Origin of the sequence: Oleiharenicola sp. Vm1, assembly GCF_047777955.1 — a bacterium.
Lineage (GTDB): Bacteria > Verrucomicrobiota > Verrucomicrobiia > Opitutales > Opitutaceae > Didemnitutus.
The window spans coordinates 426,277-452,833 of sequence record NZ_CP180537.1 but is presented as its reverse complement, the minus strand read 5'-3'; the positions used below and the strand labels follow the sequence as shown (position 1 = coordinate 452,833).

21 protein-coding genes and 1 pseudogene are annotated in these 26,557 nt (G+C 69.7%); 15 read left to right on the top strand and 7 right to left on the bottom strand.

Annotated features, from left to right (window positions below; translation table 11 throughout):
* Positions 1 to 67: 67 nt before the first annotated feature.
* Entirely contained in the window at positions 68 to 448 is a 381-nt protein-coding gene (locus ACMYLB_RS02925; protein ID WP_415909483.1) for an energy transducer TonB, read from the bottom strand.
* A 361-nt stretch (positions 449 to 809) separates the two neighbouring features.
* Between ACMYLB_RS02925 and ACMYLB_RS02920 the strand changes: the two genes are divergently transcribed.
* Genes ACMYLB_RS02920 through ACMYLB_RS02910 form a run of 3 tightly spaced genes read left to right on the top strand, consistent with a single transcriptional unit; the run spans position 810 to position 6,297 of the window.
* The gene (locus ACMYLB_RS02920) at positions 810 to 1,103 is read left to right on the top strand and encodes a DUF167 domain-containing protein (RefSeq protein WP_415909482.1); all 294 of its coding nucleotides are present in this window, start codon (positions 810 to 812) and stop codon (positions 1,101 to 1,103) included.
* Positions 1,104 to 1,159: 56 nt separating this feature from the next.
* Positions 1,160 to 5,977, top strand: coding sequence for a tetratricopeptide repeat protein (locus tag ACMYLB_RS02915; RefSeq protein ID WP_415909481.1), 4,818 nt, complete (start codon positions 1,160 to 1,162; stop codon positions 5,975 to 5,977).
* A complete protein-coding gene (locus ACMYLB_RS02910; protein ID WP_415909480.1) occupies positions 5,974 to 6,297 on the top strand; it encodes a hypothetical protein in 324 nt (107 codons plus the stop codon). The genes ACMYLB_RS02915 and ACMYLB_RS02910 overlap by 4 nt, the downstream gene beginning before the upstream one ends.
* Here the strand turns inward: ACMYLB_RS02910 and ACMYLB_RS02905 are convergent.
* Positions 6,294 to 7,360, bottom strand: a pseudogene (locus tag ACMYLB_RS02905) (alkene reductase). The gene ACMYLB_RS02910 and the pseudogene ACMYLB_RS02905 overlap by 4 nt on opposite strands.
* A 156-nt stretch (positions 7,361 to 7,516) precedes the next feature.
* Here ACMYLB_RS02905 and ACMYLB_RS02900 point away from each other — a divergent pair.
* Entirely contained in the window at positions 7,517 to 9,643 is a 2,127-nt protein-coding gene (locus ACMYLB_RS02900) for a M48 family metalloprotease (protein WP_415909479.1), read from the top strand.
* Here ACMYLB_RS02900 and ACMYLB_RS02895 read toward each other — a convergent pair.
* Positions 9,630 to 10,247: an MATE family efflux transporter gene (locus ACMYLB_RS02895; RefSeq protein ID WP_415909478.1), complete on the bottom strand. Its 618-nt coding sequence runs from the start codon at positions 10,245 to 10,247 to the stop codon at positions 9,630 to 9,632. The two genes, ACMYLB_RS02900 and ACMYLB_RS02895, sit on opposite strands and share 14 nt — an antisense overlap.
* Positions 10,241 to 10,972, bottom strand: a complete 732-nt coding sequence (locus ACMYLB_RS02890) for an MATE family efflux transporter (RefSeq protein WP_415909477.1) — start codon at positions 10,970 to 10,972, stop codon at positions 10,241 to 10,243. Before ACMYLB_RS02890 ends, ACMYLB_RS02895 begins: the two co-directional genes overlap by 7 nt.
* Positions 10,973 to 11,048: 76 nt before the next feature.
* Here ACMYLB_RS02890 and ACMYLB_RS02885 point away from each other — a divergent pair, with 76 nt between their 5' ends.
* From ACMYLB_RS02885 to ACMYLB_RS02875, 3 genes are all read left to right on the top strand, one after another.
* Positions 11,049 to 11,915: an EamA family transporter gene (locus ACMYLB_RS02885; protein ID WP_415909476.1), complete on the top strand. Its 867-nt coding sequence runs from the start codon at positions 11,049 to 11,051 to the stop codon at positions 11,913 to 11,915.
* Between the two features lie 20 nt (positions 11,916 to 11,935).
* A complete protein-coding gene (locus ACMYLB_RS02880) occupies positions 11,936 to 12,154 on the top strand; it encodes a hypothetical protein (protein ID WP_415909475.1) in 219 nt (72 codons plus the stop codon).
* 251 nt (positions 12,155 to 12,405) lie between these two features.
* Positions 12,406 to 12,717 (top strand): hypothetical protein, encoded by a 312-nt coding sequence (locus ACMYLB_RS02875; protein ID WP_415909474.1) that lies wholly within the window; start codon positions 12,406 to 12,408, stop codon positions 12,715 to 12,717.
* A 23-nt stretch (positions 12,718 to 12,740) separates the two neighbouring features.
* On the opposite strand, the gene ACMYLB_RS02870 is transcribed toward ACMYLB_RS02875, so the two are convergent.
* The 3 genes from ACMYLB_RS02870 to ACMYLB_RS02860 are packed head-to-tail and all read right to left on the bottom strand — an operon-like array spanning position 12,741 to position 19,147.
* Complete coding sequence (locus ACMYLB_RS02870) at positions 12,741 to 14,729, bottom strand: delta-60 repeat domain-containing protein (protein ID WP_415909473.1); 1,989 nt, start codon at positions 14,727 to 14,729, stop codon at positions 12,741 to 12,743.
* A complete protein-coding gene (locus tag ACMYLB_RS02865; RefSeq protein WP_415909472.1) occupies positions 14,690 to 18,754 on the bottom strand; it encodes a delta-60 repeat domain-containing protein in 4,065 nt (1,354 codons plus the stop codon). Before ACMYLB_RS02865 ends, ACMYLB_RS02870 begins: the two co-directional genes overlap by 40 nt.
* Positions 18,755 to 18,757: 3 nt before the next feature.
* Positions 18,758 to 19,147, bottom strand: a complete 390-nt coding sequence (locus ACMYLB_RS02860) for a hypothetical protein (protein ID WP_415909471.1) — start codon at positions 19,145 to 19,147, stop codon at positions 18,758 to 18,760.
* Positions 19,148 to 20,165: 1,018 nt separating this feature from the next.
* Here ACMYLB_RS02860 and ACMYLB_RS02855 point away from each other — a divergent pair.
* From ACMYLB_RS02855 to ACMYLB_RS02820, 8 genes are all read left to right on the top strand, one after another.
* Positions 20,166 to 20,924 (top strand): LytR/AlgR family response regulator transcription factor, encoded by a 759-nt coding sequence (locus ACMYLB_RS02855; protein WP_415909470.1) that lies wholly within the window; start codon positions 20,166 to 20,168, stop codon positions 20,922 to 20,924.
* A 190-nt stretch (positions 20,925 to 21,114) separates the two neighbouring features.
* Positions 21,115 to 22,245 carry a sensor histidine kinase gene (locus tag ACMYLB_RS02850; RefSeq protein ID WP_415909469.1) on the top strand — a complete coding sequence of 377 codons (1,131 nt, stop codon included), beginning with the start codon at positions 21,115 to 21,117 and terminating at the stop codon, positions 22,243 to 22,245.
* Positions 22,246 to 22,488: 243 nt separating this feature from the next.
* Complete coding sequence (locus tag ACMYLB_RS02845) at positions 22,489 to 22,749, top strand: hypothetical protein (protein WP_415909468.1); 261 nt, start codon at positions 22,489 to 22,491, stop codon at positions 22,747 to 22,749.
* 543 nt (positions 22,750 to 23,292) lie between these two features.
* Complete coding sequence (locus ACMYLB_RS02840) at positions 23,293 to 23,751, top strand: hypothetical protein (protein WP_415909467.1); 459 nt, start codon at positions 23,293 to 23,295, stop codon at positions 23,749 to 23,751.
* A gap of 42 nt (positions 23,752 to 23,793) precedes the next feature.
* Positions 23,794 to 24,270, top strand: coding sequence for a hypothetical protein (locus ACMYLB_RS02835; RefSeq protein ID WP_415909466.1), 477 nt, complete (start codon positions 23,794 to 23,796; stop codon positions 24,268 to 24,270).
* A 21-nt stretch (positions 24,271 to 24,291) separates the two neighbouring features.
* Positions 24,292 to 24,765: a hypothetical protein gene (locus ACMYLB_RS02830; protein WP_415909465.1), complete on the top strand. Its 474-nt coding sequence runs from the start codon at positions 24,292 to 24,294 to the stop codon at positions 24,763 to 24,765.
* Positions 24,766 to 24,870: 105 nt separating this feature from the next.
* Positions 24,871 to 25,269: a hypothetical protein gene (locus tag ACMYLB_RS02825; protein ID WP_415909464.1), complete on the top strand. Its 399-nt coding sequence runs from the start codon at positions 24,871 to 24,873 to the stop codon at positions 25,267 to 25,269.
* 78 nt (positions 25,270 to 25,347) lie between these two features.
* Positions 25,348 to 26,421 (top strand): hypothetical protein, encoded by a 1,074-nt coding sequence (locus tag ACMYLB_RS02820; protein ID WP_415909463.1) that lies wholly within the window; start codon positions 25,348 to 25,350, stop codon positions 26,419 to 26,421.
* Positions 26,422 to 26,557 lie beyond the last annotated feature (136 nt).

The following is a 26,557-nucleotide window of genomic DNA, read 5'->3' as shown; positions in this document are numbered from 1 at the left end:
CCCGTCGCGCCCGCACCCCAAGAAAAAGGCCGCCTCCGGGGAGGGAGGCGGCCTTGGGGAAGGGGTATCAGCGCTGCGCAACCGTCGCAGCGTCCGCATCCTCGATGCGGATCGGCAGCACCACGCGAGTGCGCACCACGGCACCGTCACGCGTCAGCGGCTTGAATTTCCACTGCGCCACGGCCCGCGAGAGCTGCTTCACCAGGTCGCGGTCGGCTTCCGCCGGAGCATAGATCTCCTTCGGCGTGCCGTCCGCTTCGATGACGAAGCTCAAACGCACTTCGGCCCCGACGTAGCCGGGATCGATCACGGGCTTCACGACCGCGATCGGCACGGGCACATCGGCGCGTCCGGCGTAGGACTCGACGTATGCCTCCTCGGTCGACTTCGCGAGGGCGAAGGACGCGAGCAGGCTGCTAGCGAGGATCAGTTTGATCACGTTTTTCATGGTAGGGTGTCTTTCTGTTTTGCTGGTTTCTCTGTCCGGCACCCGGCACTGCGCCGGGTGTTTGCGCCGCGCCGGCCGATCCGGCCGCTCGCGCGCGAAAGCCGCGTTTTGGGGACGCGGGGTAGTGATAACACCGTGAAACTGACTCCTCAGGCGGACTGCCAAAGAACGCCCGGAGAAATGCAGCCCCCGTGCCAACCGGCCGGGCGCGACGTGACGAATCCGCGGCGAAACGTTTGCGCAGCCGGGCGAAATTTCGCGCCGCGCCTATGACATTTTCTCCGCTTTCGCCGCGGGCACCGGCGGCGCCGCCGCGCCGCGCTTGCGGAAAGCGCCCGCGCGCGCCACGACTCGAGCCGTCATGGCCGCCCCCGCTCCCCGCGCTCCCGCCCCGAGTTGCACGCTCGAGATCAAGGCCGTGCCCAACGCGCCGCGCAGCGCGGTCGCCGGCTGGCTCGGCGCCGCGCTCAAGGTGAAGGTGCACGCCCCCGCGCTCGAGGGCCGCGCCAACGAGGAGCTCTGCGAATTCCTCGCCGACGCGCTCGGCGTGCCGCGCCGCGCCGTGACGCTCGTGCGCGGCGACAAGTCGCGCCAGAAGGTCGTCCGCATCGACGGCCTCGACCTGGCGACGCTGCGACAACGGCTCGACAAGTAGCGCGCGCTCGCGTTCGCTTGCGGGACGTTTCGCCGCTGGGCCCGGCGTCCTTTCGCATGAACACCGTTCCTGCCGGCGGGCTTGTCGCCGGCGCCGTCTCCCTTCCCCGCGAGCCTGACGCCCCTGCGCTCCGCGAGCTTCATGACCTCTACGACGCCGGCCGGCATCTCGACGCACACCAATCCCTCGCCCGCTTCGCCCCGCTCGCCGACTGGCGCGTCTCCGTGCCCGCCCTGCTCCTCGGCGGCCGTCTGGCTCACGTCCTCGGCGACTCCACGCTCTCCGACCGCCTCCACACGCGCGCCTACCGCATCGCACCGGAGGACGAGGACGCGGTCTACTACTTCGCCCAGCGACGCTGGAACAAGCACGGGCCGCTCGAGACCCTGCACTTCCTCCGCGCGCGCTCGCGGCCCGCGGAGCCGGCTACGCTCACACAGGCGCATACGCGCTTGCTCGAGGCGCGCGCCCTGAGCCTCTACCGCGATTTCTCGACGGCCAACGACCTCGTCGAGCAAGTCCTGGTCCGCTTTCCCGACGACGCCTGGGGTTGGGTCGAGAAAAGCTACGTGCTCGAGCGCGAGGACCGCGTCGAAGCCGCCCTCGCCGCGGCGCGCGAGGCCTCCCGCCTCCGTCCGTGGTATCGCCCCGCCCTCCACGCCGAGGCGCACTATCTCCAGGCGCTCAACCGCGACGACGAGGCGATCGCCTTGCTCCAGTCCGCCTTGCCTCGTCTCCAGTCCGGCTCGCTCGCCCAGGCCCTCGTCGTCGCGCTCGAGGAGCAGGGTCGCCATGCGGAAACCTTGCCGCTCCTCGACCGGATCGCCGAGCTACTGCCGCTGGCCGAGCGCGCCCAGCGCGACTGGATCAACGCCCGCCGCTGCGACGCCGCGCACCGCACCGGCCAATCCGGGCTCGCGCTGCGCGCGGCCCAGCGGGTCGACACCGCCTATTACCGCCTCGTCGCCGCGCGTCTATCGCTGCCCGAGCCGGCGGGTCCGCGCGTGCAGCTGCCTGTCGGCTTCGTGCGCCAGCACCACATGACTTGCGCGCCCGCGACCCTGGCCGCGCTCAGCCGATTTTGGGGCGTGCCCGCCGACCAGGCGGAGATCGCCCGTGTCATCTGCTACGACGGCAGTCCCGACCACGAGGAACGCCACTGGGCCGAGAGCGCCGGCTGGATCTGCCGCGAATTCGCCGTCGATTGGGCAACGACCCGCACCCTGCTCGATCGTGGCTGTCCCTTCGCCATTGTCACGACCGAGGCCGAGAGCGCGCACATGCAGGCTGTCGTCGGCTACGATGCCACGCTCGAAACCGTCCTGATCCGCGACCCCTACCGGCGCGACGTCTCCGAGTGGCACGCTCCGAGCTTTTCGAGAGCTACGCCGCCCACGGCCCGCGCGGCTCGCTCCTCCTGCCGCGCGACCGGGCCGGCCTGCTCGACGGCCTCGAGCTGCCCGACGCGGCGCTCTACGACCAGCTGCACGTCCTGCGCCGGAGCCTGCATCGGCACGACCGCGCCGCCGCCGCCGCCGCGCTCGAAGCGCTGCGCCGTCGCTCCCCGAGCACCGCCTCACGCTGGAAGGCACCTGCGACCTCGCCCATTACGATGGCCGTCCGGCGGTCGCGCTCCCTCGCTCCGGCGCATCCGCGAACGCTTCCCCTCTGACTACAACTGGCGCCTGCGCGAGCTGCATCTGCTCGGCCGCCTCGGTTTCACCGCCGAGCGGCGCGCACTCGTTGCCGAGCTCGGCGCGCCGGCCGGGGCCGCACCGGTCTTCCGCCGCGAACACGCCGAGGAACTCCTTCGCGACGCACGCACCCGACCACATGCCGGCCGCCTTCTGCGCGCCCTGCTCCGCCGCCAACCGGTCGACGCCCCAGGCCTTCGCGCCTTCTCGCGCTTCCTTTGGGAAGAGGGACAGTCCGGCCCCGCCACCGACATCGCGCGCCTTGCCGCCACGCTCGGCGAGAAGACGGAGCACCTCTGGTCCGAATATTTCCGCGCCTGCAGGCACGTCGGCCGCACCGGGGAATGTCTCGACCTCCTCCGCCGGCGCCACGCCGCGTGGGGCACCGCCTCGAGCCAGCCCGCCTCAACCCTCCACCAGTGCCTCGACCTGCTCGACCGCACCGACGAGGGCCTCGCTGTCCTCGAGGAGGCCTGCCGCCTTCGCCCCGCCGACGGCGACCTGATGCTGTTCGCCGCGGACGCCTTCGCCCGCGCCGGCCATCATGCGCGCGCCGACGAACTCCTCGCGACGGCCCGCGAACGCGCCTCCCGTCCGGCCTGGTGCCGCACCGCCGCCCGCATCGCCGGCTACCGGACGGACCATGCCGCCGCCCTCGGCTTCTGGCGCGAACTCCTGCAATCCGATCCCACGGACCAGGGCGTGCACGCCGCCGTCGCCCGCCTGCTCGCGCTCACCGCCGGACGCGGCGCGGCCCTCGAGCATCTCCAGGCCGCCGTCCGGGAACTGCCGCATAACGCCCCGCTCGCCCGCCTGCTCGTCGAGTGGCTGCGTGAGGCGCCGGCCGAGGCCGCGTTGGCCGCCATCGACCGCGTCCTCGTCCTCGACCCCGTCGACGCCTGGGCGTTGCGCGAAAAGGCGCTGACGCTCCGCCGGCTCGTGCGCTTCGACGACGCGCTGGTCGCCGCGGATCTCGCCCGGCGCATCGATCCCGGCGCGGCCGTCTCCCACGGCGTGCGCGGCGACGTGCTCGTGTCGCTCGGCCGGCGCGAGGAGGCGCACGAGAGCTACGCCGCCGGGCTCCGGCTCTCGATCGAGGCCGACTGGCTCTACGAGCCCCTGCTCGGAACCTGCGCCGACTACGCCGCGCGGCGTGCGGCCGTGCAATTTCTCCAGCGCGAGATCCTGCAGCAGCCGGCCATCGAGAGCGCGTGCCACCAATTCCGCCTTACCGCACGAACGGTGCTATCCGCCGACGAACTGACCGCCCGGCTCCTCGAATTCCGCACCGCGCGCCCGGAGTGCTGGTCGTCGTGGTCCGCCCTGGTCAACAACCTCGTCGACGTCCGCCGCCTCGATGAGGCCCTCGCGCACGCGCGCGGGGCCACCGAACGCTTCCCGCTCGTCCCGCGCACCTGGCTCGATCTCGGCGTCGTGCACGACGCCCGTGAGGATTTCCCGGCGGCGGTGGTCGCCTTCGAGCGCGCGCTGGCCCTGAGCCCCGCATGGGGTCTCGTCAGCCGGCGCCTCGCCTCGACCCACGAGCGGCTTCTCGCCTTCGACCAGGCCCGGCACGCCATCGAGCGCGCCATCGCCGCCGATCCGATCGATCCCTTCAGCCACGGCTGGCTGGCCGACCTGCTCTGGCGGCGCAAGCAGCCGGACGCGGCCGTCGCGGCAATGACGCGCGCGGTGCGCTTGAGGGTCGATTACGACTGGGCCTGGAACCGCTTCGCCGAGTGGGCCCGCCTGACCGATCAGCCCGACCTGCCGCGCCGCATCGCCGACGAGCTCACGCAGACCCATGCCGGCGAGCCCGCGCTCTGGCTCCGGATCGCGCAGCTGCATTTCGCCGATCCCGCGCCCGACGAGGCGCTCCGCGCCCTCGACCGCGCCGCCACGCTCGATCCCGCCAGCCACGAGGCTTGGGACCTGCGGGCCCAGCTGCTCGCCCACCACCGGCGCTTCGACGAGGCGCTGGAGAGCTGCCGCCCCGCCGCCTTCGGCAACCGCGTCCCGCACTTCCTGCGCGGCCGCGCCGCATGGATCGAGCACCAGCACGGACGCACCGACGAGGCGATCCGGCTGATGGAGGGACTCGTCGCCGAGCATCCCGACTACGTCTGGGGCTGGATCCAGCTCGCCGAGTGGCATTGGGCCGGAGGCCACCTCCCAGAGACCCAGGCGGCGGCCGAACGCTGGGCCTGGCTGGCCCCCGATTCGCCCATCCCGCACGGCTACCTCGCCGCGTTGCATCGCAAGGCCGGGCGCCGCCGGGAAGCGAAGGAATCCTTCGCCCGCGCGATTGCCCGCGATCCGGTCTACGATTTCGGGGCCTTCGAACTCCTGCAGATGCATCTCGAGGACGCCGAGGTCGAGGCGGCGAACCGGGTCTGGCGGCACATCGATGCGCATTTTCCCAAGGCCGACAGCCTCCTGGCAGAACTGCGCCTCGCGATCGTGCGCGGCGACCGCACCAAGCTCGCACCGCTGCTCGAGGCCTTAGCCCGCCAGCCCACGCACGCCGCCGACCGGCTCCAGACCGCAACGGACCGGCTCCTGGCCGCCGGCTGGCGCCGGGAAACCGAGCGCGCCCTGCACCCGCTGCTGGCCCGCGAAGATGTGCTGCCCGAGGTGGGTGCCAGCTGGTTCCGGACCCGCGACTACGCGGCGATGCTCCCGACGCTGTGGCTTCTGCACCGCGCGCGTCCGGCCGCCGGCCCCCGCCAGCACGCCTGCGGCGCCCTCCTCAGCCACCTGGCCGAGAAGCGGCGCAGCTGGCGGCTCGCCCTCGTCTGTCGCTTGGGGCGGAAATTCCTCCACGCTCACACGCATACCTGGAGCCTCGCCGGCTACGCCCTCGTCACTGTCGGCCGCTATGGCGACGCCGTGCGCTGGATGGACGACTGGTCCACGCGTGCGCCGCAACCCGAGCCGTGGATGCTGCACAATCTCATGCTCGCCTGCTTCGGCACCGGCCGCGACCGGGAGGACGCGCGCTGCTCGATGAGCTTCTGCGCGCGCCGGCGGACAACCTCCACGCCAAGCATCTCTTCCTCCGCGCCTGCGAACACGCCCTGGCCGGCGAGACCGGAATCGCCCGCGCCCGGCTCGACGCTGCCGGCGCCGGCAACCCGTCTGATTTCTACGCCGCGCTGCGCGTGTTCACCGAAGCGATGATCGCCACGCAAACCGCGGCTCCGGAGCAGCGGACCGCCGCCGCCCGCGACGGAGCCAAGCGGCTGGCGGACGAGGCCAAGGGCAATGCCACGGTGCTCCAGGATCCCGTGCTGAAGAAATTCTACCGCCGGGCCCTCGCCCGTCTCGGGGCGGACGGCGACGTGCGCTGGCTGCGCGTGCGCAGCCGCCTGCCGCTTTGGTCTGGCTCGGCTTCCGTAGCGTCGGCCGGGGGCGGCGGCGGCGGTGCCACGAACTGGTGGCTCTGGTGGGGCCTCTTCGTCATCCTATCTTCGGTGACCCGCAGCTGCCATCCGGGCTAACCGACGAGCGCCGGGTAGTCCGTGTAGCCCTTCGGGCCCGGCGCGTAGAGCGTCGTCATGTCGACGGAATTGAGCGGTGCGTTCCGCGCGAAACGCGCGGGCAGGTCGGGATTCGCGATGAACGGCAGGCCGAACGCCACCGCGTCCGCGAGGCCGGCCTGGAGGTCCGCCTCGGCGGCGTCGCGCGTGTAGCCGCCGTTGCGGATGAGCACGCCGGAGTAGTTTTTCCGCGCGATGCGCGCGAGCTCGACCTCGGCGGGCGCGTCGTGCTTCGCCGCACGCAGGTGCAGGAACGCCACCCCGCGCTGCTGCAGGCCGCGCGCGACGTATTCCACCAGCGCCGGCGCGTTGCTGTCCGCCATGTCGTTGTAGCCCACGAGCGGCGAAATGCGCACGCCGACCCGCGCCGCGCCGAGCACGCCGGTCGCGGCGTCGACGATCTCGAAGAGCAGCCGCGCGCGATTCTCCAGCGAGCCGCCGTAGCGGTCGGTGCGGTCGTTCACGCCATCGCGCAGGAATTGGTCGATGAGGTAGCCGTGCGCGCCGTGGATTTCCACGAAGTCGAACCCAGCCGCCTGCGCGCGCACCGCGCCCTGGCGGAACAGCTCCACGTAGCCCGCGATCTCGTCCGTGCGCAGCGCCCGCGGCGCCGGATACGCCTGCTTGCCGCTCGGGGTGTGGATCACGTCGTCGCGGATCGGCTTGTTCGAAGACGAGACGGGCTGCTTCCCGTGATTCAGGTCCTGGTGCGTCGCGCGGCCCGGGTGCCAGAGCTGCAGCGCCATGCGCCCGCCCGCCGCGTGGACGGCGTCGGTGACTTTTTCCAACCCGCCGCGTGCGCGTCGCTGTAGATGCCCGGCTCGAGGCCGAACGCGCGCGCGTCGGGATCGACCATCGTGGCCTCCGCGATCAGCAGGCCGCCGCTGGCGCGCTGGCGGTAGTGCTCGACGATGAGAGCGGAGGCGACGTGGTTCTCGTCGGCGCGCACGCGCGTGAGCGGCGCCATGAAGATGCGGTTCGGGACGGTGAGGTCGCCGAGGCGGAGCGGAGAAAATAGTTGCATGGCGAACTAAATGCCCAGCTTTGCCGAAAAAACAAATCGCGCGACGCAGTTATGACATTTTGGCGAACCGCTGCCCCGCGTGTTCGCGCCGGAACACGCGCTTGAAGCACGCCACGCGCTCGGCTTGGCTGCGGGCGCGCTTGGGCCAGCGCACGCATGTCTTCCGTCACCGTGTCTCCCGCGGCGGACGAGGCGCTGGCCCCGTCAATCGCGCGTCATTTCACCGGCGAGTTTCCGCCCGCCCGGCTCTCCGTCGCCTACCGCGTCGCGCTCGTCGCCACCGCGGCCGCGATGGTGTTGCTGCCACTCGTCTATCTGGCCGTCGCCGCGGCCGCCGCGTGGGGCGTCTGGTGGTGGCTCGGCGCCGGGCTCGAGATTTTCAAGCACTCCACGAGTATCTGGAGCCTCCTCCTCTACCTGACGCCCGCGATCACCGGCGGCGTCACGGTGCTGTTCCTCTTCAAGCCGTTCTTCGCGCCGCGCGCGCCGTCGAGTCAGCCGATCGCGGTCGATCTCGCGCAAGAGCCCGTGCTCCGCGAGTTCCTCGCGCAAATCTGCCGGCGCACCGGCGTGGCGATGCCGGCGTCGGTCCAGCTCAACGCCACCGTCAACGCCTCCGCGTCGTTCCGGCGCGGCTGGCTCAGCCTCGGGCGGCGCGACCTCGCGCTCACGCTCGGCACGCCGCTGATCCGCGGCCTGACCGTGCAACAGCTCGGCGGCGTCATCGCGCACGAATTCGGGCACTTCGCGCAGCGCACGGGCATGTTTTCGCAGTTCCTGATCCGCACCATCAACGACTGGTTCGCGCACGTCGTGTTTGGCCGCGACCAGTGGGACGCGTGGCTGATCCAAAATTCCGAGAACAACGACTGGCGGCTCGCCGCGCCGCTCTGGTGCGCCCGCGGCGGCGTCTGGGTCAGCCGCAAAATTCTTCACGGCCTCCTCTACGTCGCGCACGCGCTCAGCTGCTGGCTGTCGCGCCAGATGGAATTCGACGCCGACTACTACGCCGCGCACCTGCAAGGCGCCGAGTCGTTCGCCGCCACCGCCAACGCCATCTCGCTCCTCGCCCTCGCGGAGCAGCGCGCGACCGACGACATCAACGTCTGGTGGCGCGACAAACGCGCCGTCGCCGACTTCGCCCAAGTCGTGACGCTGCGCCGCTCCGGCCTGCCCGCGGAACTCGAAACCGCCTTCGCCAAGGCCCAAGCCGAGGAGAAAACCCTCTGGCACCACACGCACCCGTGCATGCGCGACCGCATCGCACGCGCCCGCGCCCTCGCCGCGCCCGGCGTGCTCGCGCACGACGGCGCCGCGACGAAGCTGTTCCGCGACTTCGCCGCCCGCAGCCGTGAAGTCACCGCGGCGCTCTACCGCCACTCCGTCGGCGATCGGCTCGCGCAAGCGCAGTCGCTGTCGGACGAAGAAATCGCGCAACGCATCGCTGGCGACGATGCGCGCGCCACCGCCCTGCAGCGCCTCACCGGCGGCGCCATCGCGCTCGACCGGCCTGTCCTGCTCACGCTCGCCGAAATCGCACCCGGCGCCGCCGGCCTGCACCCGACGCGCGCGGAGCACGCAAAGTGGTTCGCCGACGAAGCCGAACGCCTGCGTCGCGCGCTCGAGGTCGACGCGCAGGCTTACGAACGCCTGCACGAACTCGCCGGCGCGCGCCGCTTCATCGATTGCGGCATCGGCGTGAAACCCGCCACGTTCCGCCTGAAAGCCTCGACGCTCCTCGCGCTCGACGAAGCACAGGCCGAGGCGCTCCGCTCCCGCCTCGAACACGACGGACTCCTCACCGAGACCGCCACCCGCGTGCGTCACCGGCTGCGCGCGTTCGCCCGCCTCGCCCACGAAAACAGCACGCGGCCCGAAGCAGCGCGACTCCGCGTGTTGCTCGAAACGTTCGCGAGCCTCTCGCCGCTCTACGGCCACCTGCCGCAGCTCCTCCAACTCCAGGCGATCGTGCGCCTTTTCGCCGTGAACCACGCCGCGCTCCTCAAGGACACGCGCTTCATCATCGCCTACGACGGCGCGATGACCGAAGCCCGCAAGGCCCTCACCGACGCGCTCGCGACCGCCGCAACCGTCGACGATCCGCTGGCCGAATCAGGCGCCCCGCGCACCGTCGCCGATCGCGTGCGTGCGGCCACCACCGAAACGGAGTGTCTCACCGTGCTCACCGCCCAGCTCGGCGCCGCGATCCGCTACTATTTCCAACTGCTGAGCGAATGCGCCGCGCTCGCCGAGGCGCTCGAGCCCGCAGTCAGCGCGCCGTGAGCCGGTGGAAGCGGCCGCCGAGCGCGAGCGCCGCGCCGGCCAGCCCGCACGCCAGGCCCGTCCACACGCCGATCGGCCCCAGCGACGTGTGGAAGGCCAGCCCGTAACCGAGCGGCAGCGCGACCACCCAATACGCCACGAACGTCAGCGCCGTGGGCACGCGGACGTCCGTGAGGCCGCGCAGGGCGCCGGCCCCGATGACCTGCGCGCCGTCGAACAGCTGGAAAATGGCCGCCACGATCAGCAACCGGGCCGCGAGCCCGGCCACATCGGTCGCGGGCGTGAACGCGGCGGCAATCCACGGCCCCGCGAGCGCGAAAATCAGCGCGAACGTCCCCATCACGACCGCCCCGGTCGCCAGCGAACCGAAGCCGATGGCCCGCACCGCATCCGGCCGGCCCTCGCCGCGCGCCTGGCTGATCCGCAGGCTCGTCGCCGTCGACAGCCCGAGCGGAAACATGAACGTGAGCGCCGCGCAGCCGAGCGCCACCTGATGCGCCGCCAGCGGCACGGTGCCGAGCCAGCCCATCATCAGCGCCGCCATGGCGAACGCGCCGCCCTCGAACAGCAGCATCCCGCCCGCGGGCACGCCGAGCTTCAGCAATTCGACGAAACGCGCGCGCTCCCAGCCCCGTGCGCCGCCGCCCGCACGCGGGCGAAGGCCGGCGCGCGCTGCACCCACGCGTAAATCGCGACCGCCGCCACCACGCGCGCGAGCAGCGTCGCGATCCCGGAGCCGACCAAGCCGAGCGCCGGCCCGCCGAGGTGCCCGAAGACGAGCATCCAGTTCAGCAGCGCGTTCAAACCGACGTCGGCCAGCATCAGCCCCATCGGCACCCACGGCTGGTTGAGCGACTCGCAGAATTGCCGCTGCACCTGAAAAAACAGCGCCGGCAGAAACGACAGCCCGATGAGCAGGAAATACGGCCGCACGATCGCCACCACCTCGGGCGGCTGGCCGAAGCGGTGCAGCTGGGTCGCGAGGCCGAGCATGAGGACGAACGCCGTGAGGCCGACCGCGACGGCCAGCGCGCGCCCGTGCCGCAGCCACGCCGCGCAGCCCGCCTCGTCCCCCGCCCCGTGGTCGCGCGCGGCGAACACGCCGGCGCCGAGCAGCAGGCCGATGCCGACCACGTAGAAGATGCCGAAGGCGCCGTGCGTGAACGCCGCCGCCGCCAGCTCGGCGCGGCCGACGCGGCCGATGAAGGCGTTGTCGGTCACGCCGATCAGCATCTGGCTCACCTGGCCGACCACGATCGGGAACGCCAGCGCGAGCGTGGCGCGCAGTTCGCGCAGGATTTGGGCCGGCCTTGCCATGGGACCGCGCATCGTGCGCGCGACTGTGCCGGTCGCAACGGCGTTTTGTGTTCGCGGCGCCCCGCCGGCGCCCGCTGAATCGCCCGCCGTGTCCGCCCTCGCCCTCGCGCTCATCCTCGCCGCCGCCTTCGCCCACGCAACGTGGAACCTCGCGGCCAAGCGCTCCGGCGGCGGCCTGCCCTTCGTGTGGTCGGCGGGCGTGCTGTCGTTCGCCTGCTACGTGCCGGCGGTGATCGCGTATGGGTTCTGGCGGCCGATCGCACTGCCGCCGGAGGCGCTGCCCGTGATCCTCGGCAGCGGGCTGATCAAGACCGGCTACGCCCTGCTGCTGCAGCGGGCCTACCGCCACGGCGACTTCTCGCTCGTCTACCCGCTGGCGCGCGGCACGGGGCCGCTGCTCTCGACCGCCGCGGCCATCGCGTTCTTCGGCGAGCGCCCCAGCGCGCTCGCGCTCGGCGGCGGGGCGCTGATCGTCGCCAGCGTCTTCTACCTCACCGGCGGCGCGAAGCTCCTCCACGCCGACCGCGCGCACCTGCGGCAGGGGCTGCTCTACGGCGTCGTCTGCGGCTGCTGCATCGCCGGCTACACCGTCTGGGACCAGCGCGCGGTGTCGCAGCTGCACCTGCCGCCGCCGGTCTACGACGGCGGCACGCAGCTCGTGATGTGCCTGGTGCTGACCCCGTTCGCGCTGCGGCGGCTGTCGGAGGTGGCCCAGGGCTGGCGCGAGCACCGCCGCGAGGCGTTCATCGTGGCCTTCCTCGCACCCACGGCCTACATCCTCGTGCTCTTTGCCATGACGTTCACGCCGGTCAGCTACATCGCGCCCGCGCGCGAGATCAGCATCCTCATCGGCACCTTCTTCGGCGCGCGGCTGCTCAACGAGGCCGACGCCTCGCGCCGGCTCGTCGCCGCCGGCGGCATGGTGGCGGGCGTGATTGCTCTGGCGCTGGGGTGACCCGCGCGTAGCTTTTCCCCGTGCGCCGCTCCAAGGAAATCGTCGTGCTGCTCGTCCTGCTCGTGGGCGTGATGGCGTTCGTGCTCTGGTATGTGCGCGAACGCCGCGCCGAACGGCACGCGCAGCCCGCGGCGGAAAGGACCCTCGGGCCGGTGGTCACGACGGCGCCCGCCGCCCGATCGACCTCGAACAGCACGACGCCAAGGCGATCGACTTTTCCAGCGGCCGGCCCGTCGTGAAGGACACGCCGGCGGACCGCGCCGCGCTCGAGCAGGGCCTCAAGGAGATCGAGGAGGCCACGCGCCACGTGACGTTCGAGGCGCAGAAGCCGGCGCCGAAGAAGCCGTAGGCCCGCCGCGCGCGCCCGGCGGCGTAAGCGAACCGTAAATCTCTGACGGCGGCGCACCGCCGTCTCGTCAGGCGCCGGCGGCCTTGGGAGGGTGACGCCGTGCATGCGTTGAGATCGAAGGTATTCTGGTGCGGTCTGGGGGTGCTCGCGTTCGTCGGCGCCGCCCTCGCCTTCCGTCCCGCCGAGCGGTCGATCGAGGTCCCGCTGCTGCGCACCCGGACGGCGGACGAGCGGCGCGATTCGCTCTGGGCCTTGCAGGACGCGTGGAGCGCCCGGGCGCTGGTCTACTCGCCGGAGAACGAGCGGGAGGAGCGGGCGTTCCTCAACCGCCTGGCCTATTTCATCCGCGCGACGCGCGGCCGGGAAACCTACGGCCCGGCCTGCCAGTTCTGGAACCGCGCCTACCACGACCACGCGTCGCGCTACTCCGACTTCATCGAGGACCAGGAGTAGCGCGGGCCGGGCCGGCGGCGGCGTCAGCCCCGGCGGCGCCGCGCCAGGAGGGCGAGCGCGAGGAGGCCGAAGGCCCACCCCGAGGGCGCGCCGCCACCGCCGCCGCTGCCACCGGTGCTGCCCGTGCTGTTCGCGGGCGTCGTGGTGTTGCTGCCGGTGCCGTTCGAGTTCGAGCCGGTGACGGACGGGACCTCGAAGACCTCGAGCTCGGTGACGCCGGCGGCGGAATTCACGCCCGCGACGGTCGCGGTGTAACTGCCGGGGTTGAGCGAGAGCAGCACCGCGGCGTCCTTGCTGCCGGCGGTGAGCGCGGCGGCGGCGACGTTGGCGGCGACGGTGGTGAGCTGCGCGGCGGTGGCGCCGGCGGTGCCGTTGGTCGTCACCGGCGTCTCCCAATTGTCGTTGCTGGCCAGGGTGGTGCCGGTGCTGTTCTGGATCTGGAGGGTCGGGTCGGCGTTCGTGCCGCCGAGCCCCTGCGCGGTGAGTGCGGGCCCGAGCGCGCGGACGAGCACGCTCTGGGCGGCGGTGCCCTTGATCGTGAACTCGACCGTCTGCGTGCCGGTGTTGGCGGCGGCGCTGGCGCGGGTGGAATACGCGACGAGGTTGGCGGGCGTGTTGCCGTCGGCCTCGAAGAGCTCGGTCATGACCGCGCCGCCCGTGCCGGCGCCGTCCCAGACCGCGATCACGTAGGAGCCGGGCGCGAGCGTGGTCACCAGCGCGGCGTCGGCCTCGGTCGACACCAGCGACAGGGCGCCGAGGGAGTTGGCGAGCGCGAGGGTGCCCGCGTCGGTCACGGGCGAGCTGGCGGCGGCCCAGAGGCCGCCGGCGGCGGTGTAGAGCTCCAGTTTCGGCTTCGGGGCGAAGTCGCTCACGCCCATGCGGGCGAGGCCGGGGCCGGCGGCGCGGAGGAAGACGCGGCGCGAGGCCGAGCCGCCGATGACGAAGTTCACGAACTGCACCTCGCCGCCCTTCAGGCGCAGCAGCGAGCTGAAGTCGGAGAAGTAGCCCGACGCGCTGGCGTTGGTGCTGCCGGCGTAGCGGGTGCCGGTGAGCGTGACGGAGCCGGCGCCGGTGTTGCTCGAGCCGCCGGAGCTGCCGTTGCCGCCGGTGCCGCCGGTGCCGCTGCCCGAGTCGCCGGTGTAGGTGCCGACGGTGACCGTGCCCGCGGCGGTGGTGTTGTAGAACTGCCAGTAGACCTCGGTGACGCCGCTCGAGCCGCCGCCGGCGGCGCTCGAAAGCGCGCGGGCGCGGAGGAGGAAGTTGGTGTTCGCCGGCAGCGTCGTGCCGCCGGACCAGCTCCAGGTCTTGCCGTCGGCGGAGGGCGTGGCGTTGCCGAGCGCGGTCCAGAGGTTGCCGTTGGTCGAATACGAGAGCGCCACGGCGGAGAAGTCGGCCGCGGGGCCGGAGAGCGTCCAGGTGGCGGAGGTGAGGCCCGAGCCGACGCTGAAGCTGTAGGCGCCGCTGCTGGTGCCGCTGACGCGGCTGAGCAGGTAGTCGGACGCGCCGCCCAGCGCGGTGAAGGCGCCGCCGGCGAGCGCGCGGCCGTCGAGCAGGCCGGCGAGCACGTAGACCTCCGCGTTCGCGGTGGCGGTGAGCCCGGAGTCGAGCGAACCGTCGGACTTGAGCAGCGCGAGGCGCGCGTGGCTCTGGCCGGCGATGGTGCCGAAGGCGCCGCCGACGACCACGGAGCCGTCGACGCGGGCGGAGAGCGCGTAGACCGCGCCGTCGGGCGCGGGGTTGAACGCGGTATCGAGCGAGCCGTCGGCGTTCAGGCGCGCGAGGTGGGTGCGTGCGGTGCCGTTGACGGAGGTGAATTCGCCGCCGACGAGGATCCTCCCGTCCGGAAGGACGGCGAGGGCCCTGACTGATCCGTTGATCGACGGCGAAAAGGAGGCGTCCACCGCGCCCGAGGCGAGCACGCGGGCGAGCCGGGTGTGTGCGGCGCCGCCGACGCTGGCGAAGTCGCCGCCGATCACGAGCGCGCCGGAGCCGGCGACCGCGAGGGCGCGCACGGCGCCGTCGGCCGAGGGGCGAAGCCGGTGTCGAGCGCGCCGGTGGCGGTGAAGCGCGCGAGGCGCGCGCGGGCCGTGCCGGCGATGGTGGTGAAGGCGCCGCCGACCACGATGCTGCCGTCGGCCTGCGCGCCGAGGGCGTAGACGGTGTCGTTGGGCGCGGGGGCGAAGCTGCTGTCGGCGCTGCCGTCGAGGGTGAGGCGCGCGAGGCGCGGCACGCCGACGCCGCCGACGGTCGAGAATTCGCCGCCGACGTAGAGCACGGACTCGGAGCGCAGGTCGGTGAACGCGCCGCCGATGAGGATCGATTGGTCGGCGGCGACGTTGATGGTGTAGACGTAGCTGTCGGCGGACGGGTTGAACGATGTGTCGATGCCGCCGCTGCTGGTGAGCGCGGCGACGTAGCTGCGGCCGACCGGCGTGGCGCTCGTGGCGTGCAGCGCGGTGAAGGCGCCGCCGATGAAGATACGGCCGTCGGGGTGCACGGCGATGGTGGAGACGAAGGAGTTGGCGTCGGGGTTGAAGCTCTGGTCGAGCGAGTAGTCGGCGTTGAGGCGGGCGAGGTAGGGGCGGTCGGCGTCGTCGGTCTTGGTGCCGTCGCCGTCGTCGTCGTCGTTCTCGCCGTCGTCGAGCTGCAGATTGGTGAAGGTGCCGCCGAGGAGGATCTTGCCGTCGCTCTGGCGCGCGAGGGCGGAGACGGTGGCGTTCGGGCCGGGGGCGAGCGAGTCGTTCAGGGTGCCGTCGGCGTTGAGCAGCGCGACGTAGGGTCGCGAGGTGGAGGACGAGGCGCCGTTGGGTGTCCAGCTGCTGAAGGAGCCGCCGGCGATGAGCTTGCCGTCGGGCAGCAGCAGCAGCGCGGAGACGAAGCTGTTGGGCGTGGGGTTGTAGGCGGTGTCGAGCGTGCCGTCGGACTTGAAGCGGGCGAGGTAGGTGCGGCCGGTGTCGTCGGTCTTGGTGCCGTCGCCGTCGTCGTCGTCGTTCTGGCCGTCGTCGACCTCCACGGCGGTGAAGGAGCCGCCGACCACGATGGCGCCGTCGGACTGGATCACCACGGCGGAGACGGAGGCGTTGAGCGCGGGCGGGGCGAAGGCGGTGTCGACGGTGAGGTCGGCGTTGAGCCGGGCGAGGTAGGTGCGGGCGTAGCCGCCGACGCTGGTGAAGGCGCCCACGACCACGATCTTGCCGTCGGCCTGCCGGGCCAGGCCGGCGACGCTGCTGTCGAGCGAGAGGTTGAAGGCGGTGTCGAGCACGCCGGCGGCGCTGAAGTGCGCCAGGTGCTTGATCGCGCTGCCGGTGAGGGTGAACGAGCCGCCGACGAGCAGCGAGCCGTCGCCGAGCACGAGCGTGGTGTTGATGCGGCCGGCGAGGTTGGAGAGGTCGCTCCGGCCGAAGCTGGTGCGCACGGCGCCGTCCGACTCGAACCAGGCGAGCAGGTTGGTCTTCGAGACCGCGGAGGTGGTGGCGCCCTGCACGAGCAGGGCGTTGACCGCGCCGTCGGCGCTGGCGCTGAACGAGGCGTCGCGCAGGCCCTCGCTGGTGAAGCGCGCGAGGTTGGTCGTGGTCTGGCCGCCGAGGCGCTCGAACACGCCGCCGACGAGCACGCGGCTGTCGGACTGCGGCGCGATCGCCAGCACGCGGGCGCCGGTCGGGTTGGTCGACGTGACGGTCCAGGCCGAGTCGAGCGCACCGGCGCTGGTGAGGCGGACGAGGTGGTTGGGGGCGGCGACCGACTCGCCGGCCGCGGTGGTGGCGGTGGTGAAGCGGCCCGCGACGTAGACGGCGCCGGCGGAGGTCCTCGCCAGTGCGAGCACGCGGTCGTTGGTCTGCACGGCGGCGGTGGAGTCGGGCGCGCCGGCCGCGGTCAGGATGGCGAGGTATTTCCGCGTGGTGGCGGTGCCGATCGTGGTGAAGTAGCCACCGACGACGATGCGCCCGTCGGCGAGCGTGGCGAGGGCGGTGACGGCGTTGTCGGCCGCGGGGTTGAAGGTCTTGTCGAGCGAGCCGTCGGCGTTGAGGCGCACGAGGCGCTTGCGGTCGGCGTCGTCGGTCGTGGTGCCGTCGCCGTCGTCGTCGTCGTTCTCGCCGTCGTCCATCTGGATGGTGGTGAAGCCGCCGCCGAAGAGGATCTTGCCGTCCGCCTGCACGGCGATGGCGCGCACGGTGCCGTCGACGCCGGGGTTCACGCCGGTGTCGACCGTGCCGGTGCCGCTGATGCGGGCGAGGCCGGCGCGGGACGCGCCGTTGATCGCGGTGAAGGAGCCGCCGAGGAGGAAGCGGCCGTCGGTCTGCATCGTGATGGCGTAGACGGTGCTGTTGAGATTCCAGTTCAGCGCCCCGACGGCGCCGGTGGAATCGACCTCGGCGAAGTAGGCGCGGCTGACGTCGTCGGCCGTGTCGGTGGTGTCGGTTTTCCAGACGCTGAAATTGCCGCCGGCAAAGACCTTGCCGTCGCTCTTGAGGTAGAGGGCGTAGACGGCGCCGTTGGGTCCGGGCGAGTAGCTGGTGTCGAGCGAGCCGTCGGCGTTGAGGCGGGCGAGGTAGGGGCGGTCGGTGTCGCCGACCTGGGTGAAGGCGCCGCCGACGAGGATCTTGCCGTCGGACTGGACGGCGAGCGCATAGACGCCGCCGTCGAGCGCGGGGTGGAAATCCGGGTCGATGGTGCCGTCGCTGAGGATGCGGGCGAGGTTCTGGCGGGTCTGGCCGCCGAGGGTGGAGAAGGTGCCGCCGACGAGGACGCTGCCGGAGGCTTCGACGGCGGTGGCCCAGATCGTGCCGTCCTCCTCGCTGGTGAAGGCGCCGTCGAGGTCGCCGTTGGCCTGGATGCGCGCGGCGTGGTTGCGCAGGATGCTGCTGCTGGCGCCGGCGGGGGTGAAGCGGGTGAAGGTGCCGCCGACCACGATCTTGCCGTCGGACTGCAGGGCGAGGGCGCGGACCGCGGCGTTGGCGCCGGGGGCGAAGGCGGTGTCGACCGCGCCGTCGGAACCGAGGCGGGCGAGGTAAGGGCGGGTGGTGAGCACGCCGCTGTTGGCGGATTGGAAGGCGGTGAAGTCGCCGCCGACCACGATCTTGCCGTCGCGCTGCACGAGCACGCTGGAGACGCTGGCGCTGGGCCGCGGCTCGAAGCTGGTGTCGAGGTCGCCCGCGGCGTGCCAGCGGGCGAGGAAGGCGCGGGTGAGGTTGTCGCTGTCGGTCGCGCCGCGCACGGCGGTGAAGTCGCCGGCGGCGAGGATCGAGCCGTCGGCCTCGAGGGCGAGGCTGAGCACGCGGTTGTTGGCGAGGACGGCGAAGCCGGGATCGAGCGAGCCGTCGGCGTTGAGGCGGGCGAGGCGTGTGGCGGTCGCGGCGGCGGCGCTGCCGAGCTGGTGGGTGGTGAACGCGCCGCCGGCGAGGATCTTGCCGTCGGGCTGCACCGCGAGGGCGAAGACGATGTTGTTGAAGCTGGCGGTGAAGGTCTCGTCGACCGCGCCGTCGGCGCTGAGGCGGGCGATGCGGCCGCGGGCGATGGTGGCGCCGGTGCCGCCGGGCTGGAGCGTGGTGAAGCTGCCGCCGATGAGGATGCGGCCGCCGGCGTCGACCGCGAGGGCGGAGACCGGCGCGAGCGACGGGCTGCCGCCGGTCGGGCGCGGGTCGAAGCTGGTGTCGAGCGTGCCGTCGGCGTTGAGGCGGGCGAGGCCGGAGCGGGCCCAGCTGGCGCTGCTGCCGTTGGGCTGCACCGCGGTGAACTTGCCGGCGACGAGGATGCGGCCGTCGGCCTGCACGAGGAGGGCGGAGACGTCGCCGTCGAACGCGGGCCCGAAGGCGGCGTCGAGCGTGCCGTCGGCGTTGAAGCGCGCGAGGTGCTGCCGGGTGACCGGCGCGCCCTCGCTCGGCGGCTGCACGGTGGTGAAGCCGCCGCCGATCAGCACGCGGCCGTCGGCCTGCACCGCGGTGGCGTAGACGTTGCCGTTGGCGTTGGGATCGAACGCGCTGACGAGCGCCGGCACGAGGCTCGCGAGGAGCGCCAGGAAAGGGCGAAGGGATTTCATCCGTTAAAATTTGAAGCTGAGGCCCGAGCGCAGCCCGAGGCCGGCGGACATCTTGATCAGGGCCGAGCGGCCGCCCAACGTGAGTTCGGAATCGCGGGTGGAGAGCTCGTAGGAGGCGCTGCCGAAGAAGCCGGCGCGCTCGGTGAACCAATACTCGGCGTCGAGGCCGCTGAAGACGCCGGCCTGCGCCGAGGTCTCGGCGGTGGACTCGTCGGCGTTCTGGACCGCGGTGGTGAGGTTCTCGAGCTCGAGCTGCTCGTCGTAGCGCATGCGCAGGCCGACGACGTTGACCGTCGCGCCGGCGCTGAGGCGGACGGAGAAGCGGTCGTTCGGCTGCCAGCGCAGCCAGGGGCCGGCGCGGACGCTGAAGTAGGCGCCCTTGACCTGCCACATGCCCTTGACGGTGGCGGCGCCGGGCGTGGCGGTCTCGGTGCGGCTCTGGGGCGTGCTGGCGAGGTAGGTGGTGTTGTCGATCGTCTGCGTGGTGGTGGTGCCGTCGGCGTTGGTGACGTCGACGGTCGTGGTCGACGGCGCGGAGTAGCCGGTGCTGCTGGAGTCGGCGGGATCGCCGCCGGGGGCGCGGCGCCGAGCAGCGAGTAGGTGTCGGTGATCGTCAGCAGCGTCGCCGTGATCGTGCCGGAGGATTTGGCGTTGAGGGTGTTGAGGCCGAAGCCGAACTGCGCGCCGACGGTGAAGACGCGGCGGCCGGGCCCGAGCGGGCGGCCGAAGCGCCAGAGCTCGCGCGAGCCCTCGACGTCGACGCCGACCGTGGGATTGCTCTTGGCCAGGACCGAGGCGCCCTCGGAGAGCGTCTCGTAGCGATGGAAGTCGACGGCCGAGAGGTCGCCCGTGACCTGGGTGGCCGCGTTGTAGCTCCAGGTGTTGGTGCGGCCGTCGCTGGCGACGTCGTTGCCGTCGCCGTCGACGCGGCTGTCGAGGTGGACGTAGCCGTCGTTGTAGGTGCGGTTCGCCTCGGTGGTGGTGTCCTTGAGGTCGAGCGCCGAGGTGATGCTGCCGACGTTCCGGAAGTTCGCCTTCAGCTTGCCGCCGAAGCGCAGCGAGAAGGAGAGCTGGTTCTTGGGCACGGCCAGCTCGTCCAGGGCCCGCAGATCCTGCAGCATCTCCTCCTCGGTCGGTTCGGCGGGGGCCGGCGGGAGCGATTGGGCGAAAGTGAGCGTCGTCGACGCCAGGGCGGCGCCGACCAGCAGGACGGGTCGAAGATCCATTTGCCCGGTTTAGACAGCCGAAAATTTTTCCCGCGAATACTTCGGGACCAAGCCGACCCGGGCAGGGACGAAACCCCGGCGAAACGATGCAGGGCCGAGTTTCCGGGCGTGCCGCCCCGGGCGGTTGTGTCATTTTTTGGCTCCTGCGGGAGAAAGCGCGGTCTGACGCCGGAGCAATCCCGATGATGAAATTGAAAGTCCTGATCGCAGACGACGAACCGCTGGCGCTCGACAAGCTGCGCCGGCTGGTGGCGAACGAAGCCGACCTCGAGGTCGTGGCCGAGGCGGCGAACGGCAGCGAGGCGCTCCGCCTGGCGGAGCAGCACCGTCCCGACGTCCTCATCCTCGACATCCAGATGCCGCCGCTCGACGGCATCGAGGTGGCGCACGCGCTGCAGCACGGCAACCAGGCCATCATCTTCACCACCGCCTTCCCCGACCACGCGGTCGACGCGTTCGCGACCAACGCCGTCGACTACCTGCTCAAGCCCTACAGCCGGGAGAATTTCGCCCGCGCGCTCGGCCGCGCCCGCACCCGGCTGGCGGCGCGCCCGCCCGACGCCGCGCGGGCCGGCCGCAGCGACCGCCTGCTGGTAAAGTCGCGCGACCGCTACGTCGTCGTGCCCGTGAACGACATCGAGTGGATCGAGGCGGCGGCCAACTACGTCGTCCTCCACGCCTCCAGCGGCAACCACGTGCTGCGCGGCACGCTGACCGACACGCTGGTCGAGGTCGGCGAGGACCAGTTTTTCCGCACCGGCCGCTCGGCGGCGGTGAACCTCGACCGGGTGAACGAGGTGCTCTTCGACGAGCCGGGCGAGCACGTGCTGCTGCTGCGCAGCGGCGCGCGCGTGCGCCTGCAGCGGAGCTTCCGCGAATTGCAGGAACGGCTGGAGAAGCGCACCGCGGTGCGCGCCGCCGCGCGGGAAGGAAACGCGGCGTGACGTCGTCGCCGTTCTCGAGCGACCCGCGGCACGAAGCCGGCGACCGCGCCGCGGTCATCACCTTCCGCCACTGGTGGTGGCTGCCCACCGGCTGGCTCGCCCTCGGCTTCCTGTTTTCGATCCAGCCGTGGCTGAGCGGCTTCATGCCGTTCAGCGAGAACGTCCGCTTCGCCGCGCTGCGCCTGCTGCCGTGGGCGGGGTGGCGCCGGCGGCGGTGTGGCTCTGCCTGCACTTTCCCATCGCCGGCCCGCGCTGGCCGCGCGCGCTGCTCATCCACGTCGCCGCGAGCATCGTCGCGATCGTGTGCCTGGAATTGCCGCTCAGCCTGATCGACGGGCCGCGCGGCGGCCACCTGCGCTTCGCCTTCCGGGACGACGGCAAGGGCGGCGCGGTGCGCGTGGTCGGGTTCAGCTCGCCCGGAGGCCCTCCGCCGGCGGGCGCCACCAGCACGTTCGCGCCCGCCGCCGTCCCCGGGCTGCCGGGCGGGCCGACCGGCGAGCCCCGGCAGGACGTGGTCTTCGAATTCGCGCCGGGCAAGGGACCGATGCTCACGGCCAACACCGGCGGCGAGCCGGTGTCGCCGCGCATGTTCCGCGCGCCCCCGCCGTGGTTCCTCCGCGGCCGGCAATCGTTCCCGCTCTACTGCTGCCTGGTCGCCTTCGCCCACGTGCTCTACCTGCAGCGCGCCGCCCGCCGCGCCGCCCAGGCCGAGGCGCAGCTGACCGCCGCGCGCCTCGCCGCGCTCCAGCTCCAGCTCCAGCCGCACTTCCTCTTCAATTCCCTCAACGCCATCTCCTCGCTCGTGCGCGCCGACGCCGAGGCGGCGGACGAGATGATCTGCTCGCTCGGCGCCCTGCTCCACGCCTCGCTCGACAAGAGCGGCCGCGCCGAAGTCACCCTCGAGGAGGAGATGCAGATGGTGCAGCACTACCTGCGCATCCAGCAGGTGCGCTTCGGCGACGCGCTGCGGATCGAGACCCGCATCGACACCGGCGTGGCGCGCGCGGCCGTCCCCACCCTCTCGCTCCAGCCGCTGGTCGAGAACGCCATCATCCACGGCCTGCACGGCCGCCCCGGCACCCTGCGCATCGGCGCGTGGCGCCGCGAGGACCGCCTGCTCGTCGAGATCACCGACGAATCGCCCGCCCCGGCCGTCGTCGACGCGAAACCGCGCCGGCCCACCACCGGCGTCGGCCTGAAGAACATCCGCGCACGCCTCGAGACGCTCTATGGCCGCCGCGCCGCCCTCGACCTGATCCGCACCCCGGCCGGCGCGACCGCCCGCCTCGAGGTCCCCTTCCGCGAGCTCGTCGAAGCCTGAGGCGCGCGCCCGGGCCGGCCCCTTCCCCGGCCGCCTCGACCGGCCGCGCGACGGCCCGCGCCCGGACGTAAAACGGCCCGCGTAAAAAGTGAGGTTTTTGCCGGGACCCGGCCCGACCGCGAAAAGCCCGCCCTTCCCACAACAGCCTTGAGCACAAGCCGTTTTGCCCCAGCCTCACCCCACGGGCCAACCTGCAGTGAGGTTTTTCACTGAAGCTGAATAAGACTGATCGGCGGAAGAAAGATGATCGAGAACCAAGAAGTCATGGAGGCATTTTATGCGGGCCGGCGTAGTGCGACCTATCCGCTCGCCGTGAATGATGTGGTTCGCGTGAAAGAAGGAAGAAAGAGCGGCTCGTTGGCTGCGGTCATCTCGCCGCAGTCCGTTGCTCCCGTTGTCAGCTATCTTGTCGAGTATGGCGACGGTTCCGACGACATCGTTCCCCTTGTCGCGCTCGAACTGAAAGAGCCGATCCAGCCACTAGAGACAACGCGCGGGAAGTGACCGTGATTCGCATGGCCCATGCTCCGCTCAGCATCTTCAGCTTTTCAAAAGGGCTCACTGCACGCTCGCCCGCGCGTGTCTCACCTTTAACGTTCGGCAAAAACAGTAGTCGCCATGTCACGCTATCGTCCGCTCGCTGAATTTGAGAAGCGTTTCCCTAAAATGGACGTCGAAGAGTTGCAGCGTTGGCGGGATCATTGGGCGGATCACGCGCAACGATTGGCGCCAAAAATTCGGAAGCTCGCGATGAAGCGAGTTCACATGATCGACAGCGCGATCGCTCATAGAAAGCGAGGGACGAGTGAAAAAGCGTAAGTTTTCACTTCGAAGCTGTGTGATTCTGGACGAGCGAAGCACCCGCCTTAGGAGTTGCGGCGTGACTTTGGTCCCAAACCTGAAGATTGCGGCTCTGCGAATTGGCTTTGGCTCTCAAAGGCCGAACCAGCCGCCAGAGCCAACGGCGGTGTCTGTCACGCCTCGTGCTGACGCACGAGTCGCGCCAGCCATCGCCGTGGCTCATCTGTAACGATCGGCGGAAGAAAGATGACCTCGAGCGCTCTCATTACCGCAATTTTCGCCCTCACGGTGGCAAGTCACGCATTCGCGTTAAGTCCGATTTCGCCGACCTATCCGGGGCAGATGAAGGATGTGCGATTCGGCGTCTCGCCCACCAAGGCGGTAGCGGTTCGCTGGAATCCCGAAAAAGACGAAGCGCCGCTTTCCGTTCGCGGCGCGATCAGGGAGGCACGAATTGCCCTGAAGAAGTTGATACCCCACGGCGTGGAGCACTTCGCTTGTTACGACGTCGCGATTGAAGGTGCGGGTGACTCTTGGTATTATGTGGTTCGCTTTCTCTCGATGCACGCTTCGCACAGCAAGAAGCTCGATAGAGGTATCTATCCGGCGATCATACCTTTCATTGTGTATGCCGATGGAAGCGTTGAAATGCCGTTCGAACAAAAAGAGCCGATCCAGCCGGCACAGCCAACTCCGGGCAGCTGACGCTGCCCTGCGTGGCTGACCTCTAACGTTGGGCGAATAAGAATGAAGACGCTTTCGCTTCTCCTTCTCTGCGTTTGGTTCGGTATTGCAGCGTCCTTCGCAGCTGCGCCGAAGAAGAATTCCTTTGTCGTGGCTCCGCCGAAAGATGGTCGCTACGTTCCGTGGCGTAAGTCGGAGGACTCAAGCCGGCACTACGCCGGCGAGATCATCACGCTGTCGGGCGCCGGATTCCGCTATCAATACTTCACGGACGTAATTGAGGAAGAGGTGATCGTTCCTGACTGGTCCGGGGGCTTGAAGATTTCGCCAGATCACATCTACCTCGACCATCCGGCGGTTCCGTTTCCCTATCGCATCACCGGCCTGCTCGACGGAGTCTTTGTCATGACCACGTGGAGGGCAGTCGAACACTGGAAGAAGTTCGGAAATATGCAGGACTACGATGTCCTTTATCTCGAAACCAAGAAAGCGCCCAACCAGGCGGCACAGCCAACTCGGGGCAAAGCCCCTCGCGGCTGACCTCAAACGTTAGGCAAAGAAATGACTCCAAAACTTTTAAAGGAAATTGAGCGCCTACAGAAGCTTCCTGATGGCGCGGTCGTTTTCGAAGTCGGAGTGGCACTTCAGTATTTCGACGCGCCGCCTGGAGTTCGGTATTCGGCGCCATACGTTGAGATGGGCACCGAGCTATGGGCTACCGCGTGTTACGAACTTCAATCGTTGTTATGTGATAAGAGTGAGCGAGCGCCTAAAGATTGGGTGGATGAGTTACAAGCGTTCTATCAGACGGTTCAAGCGGGCTATTTTTCGGCAGAAGAGAAAGCGCTTGAGCGGCAGCGTGAACTCGTCCGCATGGAGTCGGAGCTTGCGGCGTTGAAGGCGCAATATCGCGACGAGAAGAAGGAGACGGCTGACGCACACAAAAAGGAGATCGCCGAGCTGACTGCGACATATCGCGCCGAAATCGCGCGTCTTACGAAGCCGAGGCGGGAGATTCGTGTTATCCGTTCCTGAAAAGAGCCCAACAAGCCGCCACATCCAATGACGCGCAGCGAACCTGATAGACGAAATGAATCCTCTGATGTTGCGCGTCATGGCTGAGCTTTGACGATCGGCAAAATGAAGTTTCTACCTCTCCTTTTCATTTTGCTAGCAAGCCCGCTTGCCGCAGAGACGTTCCGAGGCATTGGGATTTCACGCGACCACGATCTCGAAGAGAAGATCGAGATTGTTCTCACCTACGATCGGCTTGAATCGAAGGCCGACGATCTTTGGCCTAGTTATCGTGCCAAGATCGCGGTGCGTTTCACTCCGGGCGAAGGTAAGTTTCGTGAGTATGAGTTTACGATCACGCAGTTTCCGGACAAGGAGTGGTCTCTTGTCGGTTATTTCATGCTTCCGAATATGGCTGGGCGTGTTCCAGTAGTTCTCCGAGCCGACATGTGGGAGCGCGGGAAGCAATTCTTCCTCTTCGATCCGAGCTCAGCGCCGCGGATTTATCAGGGAAAATTCGAGTGAAAAGGCCGAACCAGCCGCCAGAGCTAACGCCGACATCCGTCGTGGCTCATCTGTAACGTTCGGCAAAAAAGCAGTCGCATGCTCAAGTTTCCAGAGCACTCCCGCTTTTACTTCGAATGCCTCAACTTCGCGGCAGCTGCTAAGGAATACGCGGCGAGGGTCGACGGGCTCCTAAATCAGATGGCGGAAGCGCACGGGGAGGACGAATACGGACTCTACACCAAGACGATACCCGCGCTGCATTGGTCAGCGGCGACCATTTATATTTACGCGAACCTGGAGCAGCGGTTTACCGAGGCTTGCGAGATCGTGAAGGCCGTGAAGCGTCTAGATCTCAGTTACTCGAAATTTCAGGGGCAGGGTATTCCCCGTGCGAAGCTCTACTTGCTGGATTACGCGAAGCTGCATTTGAAGGTCACGAATCAAGCTTGGGAGCACGTGGCACTTTTGGGGAAGCTCAGGAATAGTTTGGTGCATGGCGGATTTTCGAAGCAGCATGAGAATTTTGTGCCGTTGTCGGCTTACGCGGCGAAGACCTCGGCATTTCGTGTTAGTGGCGAATCGATCATTGTTACCCATAAGACAGGGGCTCCTCAATTGCGCGGCGTCCGGGGTGCGGTGCTTGCGGTCACTTCGCGCCTGCGGCGCCGCGCCGGGCTCCGGAATCAACAACTTGCGCAATTGCTCGACCGCACTGGGTCATTGCTTCCCGCGAGAGGGTCATTGCTTCACTCGCCGAGCTCATTGTTTTACACGCCGACGCGATTGTTTGAGCGGCCGACCTCATTGCTTGAGGCGCCGAGGCGATTGTTTGACCGCCGTGCGTCATTGTTTCCCACGCCAACCCGATTGTTTTACACGCCGAGGCGATTGTTTACACGGACGACCCGATTGCTTGAGCCGCCGAGCTCATTGTTTGAGCAGCCAACTCAATTGTTTCGTTTCCCAACTCAATTGCTTCGCCTGCCAACTCCATTGTTTTGTCGTCCGGCTCTATTGTTTCGGCGGACGAGTCCCTTGTTTTGCCGGACGGCTCGATTGTTTGGTCCGCCGACCTCGTTGCGGGGGGCGCCGCGCGTGTTGCTTGGACGGTCGTGCTCGTTGTTTGGTGGGGTGAGCTCGATGCTTGAAGTGCCGCGGTCGCTGCTTTGATGCCCGCGGGCGTTGATTGGGGCACCGACCGTGTTGTTTCGAGGGACGCGGCGGTGGCTTTGGCCGCGGACGTCGTTGCTCCGAGGGACGGGCTCGTTGTTGAGACGGCCGACGTAGTTGCTCGACCGCCGGGATC